Raw genomic sequence first — 2,897 nt, forward strand, 5'->3', positions numbered from 1 at the left:
GTCCTCACCATGCCCGAGACCATGTCGCTTGAGCGTCGCGCGCTGCTGCGCGCCTACGGCGCCGAGCTGATCCTGACCCCCGGCCCGCAGGGCATGCGCGGCGCCGTCGAGAAGGCCAACGAGATCGCCGCCGAGCGCGGCGGCGTGCTGGCCCGCCAGTTCGCCAACCCGGCCAACGCCGCCATCCACCACGCCACCACCGGTCCGGAAATCTGGGCCGACACTGCCGGTCAGGTCGCTGCGCTCGTGGCGGGGATCGGCACCGGCGGCACCGTGTCCGGCGCAGGCAACTTCCTCAAGGAGCAGAACCCGGAGGTCAAGGTCTTCGCGGTGGAGCCCGAAGAGTCGGCCATCCTCAACGGTGGCGCGCCCGGCCCGCACAAGATCCAAGGCCTGGGCGCCAACTTCGTCCCCGAGGTCCTCGACCGCGGTGTGTACGACGAGGTGATCGACGTCAACGTCGGCACCGCCATCGAGTGGGCGCGCCGCGCCGCCACCGAAGAGGGCCTGCTGGTCGGCATCTCTTCCGGTGCCGCCCTGGCCGCCGCCGTCGACGTCGCCAAGCGCCCGGAGTTCGCCGGCAAGACCATCGTCGTGGTGCTTCCGGACTTCGGCGAGCGCTACCTGTCCACCCCGCTCTTCGAAGGACTCGTCGACTAAATGACCACCCCGCAGCCTCCCTCAGTACCGCAGCCCAGATTGGCCGCTCTACTGAGGGAGGATCTGCAGGCCGCCCGGAATCGTGACCCCGCGGCCCGCAACACGCTGGTCGTCGCCATCTCGTATCCCGGCGTCCATGCGCTCTGGCTACACCGCCTCGCCCACGCCATGTGGGTATCCCCGCTTCCGTTGAAGCTCCCCGCCCGGCTGCTCTCGCAGGCCGCCCGGTTCCTCACTGGCGTGGAGATTCACCCCGGCGCCGTCATCGGCCGCCGCTTCTTCATCGACCACGGTATGGGCGTGGTGATCGGTGAGACCGCCGAAATCGGCGAAGACGTCCTGATGTTCCACGGCTCCACCCTCGGTGGCACGTCGATGAGCACCGGCAAACGCCATCCCACCATCGGCGACCGCGTACTGATCGGCGCTGGCGCCAAAGTCCTCGGCCCCATCACCCTGGGCGACGATGTGAAGGTCGGCGCCAACGCCGTCGTCGTGCACGACGTCCCAACCGGCTATGTGGCCGTCGGCGTCGCCGCCAAATCCCGCCCCACCGGCGAGATCATCGACCCCTACGCCGAACCCGCCCTCTATATCTGAGAGCGGGTTCAGTGTCGTGGGCGCTAGAAGATGACCAGCTGCAGTCCCATGCCCACCGCGATCGAGAACACGATGCAGAGCAGCATGGGCACCAGGAACGAGCCGTTGATCAGGATCGAACCCTGCTTGGTGGAGCCCGTCTTATCGGTCAAGATGCACGCCTGACCCAGACCGCCCATCGAGGCCAGCAGGTTGTTACCGCTAGCCGCGCCGAGCATGCCGGTCATCGGGCCCGGCCCCAGCCCGGCTGCCATCGCCGCGGGCACCAGGATCGTCATCGACGCCACCTGGCTCTGGATCAGCGAGGCCAACATGAACAGCAGCAGTGCGAACAACATCACCGACACCCCGATGGAGCTGTCGACGAAGGACGTCACCGACTCCATATGCGCGTTCAGGATGGTGCCAGCCAGCACCGGCACTGACAACAACAGCAGCGCCGCGATCAGACCGGTGCCGATGATCGGCTCGGAAATCACCGCGGGCGTTTTGACCCGGCACAGAATCATGATCAGGCCGGTCACCGCGAACATGGTGATCGGGATCATCGTCGACATCGAGACGGTGTGGTCCAGGTACGAGCCGTCGGCCTGCGCCACCAGATAGGTCGGGCGCAGTGGCTCGAAGAAGCCGAGGATGCAGCCGACGACGACGCCGCCGATAAAGATTCCGGCGCTCCAGGCCGCCCGCGGACGCAGCGGCTCGAGCTCTACCGTCGGGTCCACCACCTTCGGTGGTTCGATCTCACCGGCGGCCAGGCGCCGCTGGTACTCGGGATCGTCGTCCAGGTTCTTGCCGTACCGCGACATCACCAGGGAGGCGAGGATGGTGGCGATCAGCGTCGCCGGGACGGTAACGGCGAGCATTTTGCCCAGCGAGTTGCCGTCCGGCTCGGTGTACTTGAGAAAGACGTAGCTGACCGCGGCCACCGGGCTGGCGATCAGCGCCAACTGGGAGACCGCGTTGGCGGTGGCCAGCACCCGTTCCGGGCGAATCTTGGCACTGTAGGAGACCTCGTACAGGATCGGCACCAGGGCGAAGGTGATGTTGCCGGTGCCCGACATGACGGTGAACAACCAGACCAGGAGCGGGCCGACGACCGGGATCTGCTTCGGATGTTTCCGCAGCCCCTTCTCCGCCAGCCGCACCAGCCAGGCCATGCCGCCGGCCGCAGTCAACGCCGCGGTCGCGCAGATCACCGACAGAATGATGAAGACCGCAGCAATCGGGGCCTGACCCGGCTCCAGCCGCATCACTTCGACCATGATGAACACCGATACGGCGGCCCCGCCGATCAGTGCCATCGGCCCGTACTTAGCACCCAGCGCAAGCGGGATGAGGAACAGCAGGATCTCAACGATCACTTTGAATGCAGTCACTAGGAGAAGCTAAACCGCGGGCACCCCAGAACGCCCCGATTCGACGCAATTGGCACTCTCTGGACACACTTCTACTCCGAACCGGGCACGAAATCGTTCGGCCGGTTACTCCGAGCTGGCCGGTTCCCGCTCGATCGGCGTGATCGACAGCCGTAGCGCGCCGGGCGCATCGGCAGGCACGACCGGATTAGCCGGTGCCACCGCGTTGATCCGCTGGTACGGCGCGCCCTGCGCCGGACGCGGATCGGCCTCACCTTT

General features: G+C 66.7%; 3 protein-coding genes. 2 read left to right on the forward strand and 1 reads right to left on the reverse strand.

The annotated features are described in order from the left end of the window. The coding region (locus WAW85_RS03730) for a PLP-dependent cysteine synthase family protein (protein ID WP_422558305.1) at positions 1 to 660 on the forward strand (660 nt) is incomplete at its 5' end. Further along, positions 661 to 1,260: a serine O-acetyltransferase EpsC gene (gene epsC, locus WAW85_RS03735; RefSeq protein ID WP_422558306.1), complete on the forward strand. Its 600-nt coding sequence runs from the start codon at positions 661 to 663 to the stop codon at positions 1,258 to 1,260. 23 nt (positions 1,261 to 1,283) lie between these two features. Here epsC and WAW85_RS03740 read toward each other — a convergent pair whose 3' ends face one another. Further along, positions 1,284 to 2,639: an anaerobic C4-dicarboxylate transporter family protein gene (locus WAW85_RS03740; protein ID WP_422558307.1), complete on the reverse strand. Its 1,356-nt coding sequence runs from the start codon at positions 2,637 to 2,639 to the stop codon at positions 1,284 to 1,286. Positions 2,640 to 2,897 lie beyond the last annotated feature (258 nt).

This window comes from Gordonia sp. (in: high G+C Gram-positive bacteria) (genome assembly GCF_049299075.1).
GTDB lineage: Bacteria > Actinomycetota > Actinomycetes > Mycobacteriales > Mycobacteriaceae > Gordonia.

Bases quoted from the DNA above. Each gene is read 5' to 3' on its own strand.
- epsC (WP_422558306.1), top strand. From the start codon at position 661: ATGACCACCCCGCAGCCTCCCTCAGTACCGCAGCCCAGATTGGCCGCT.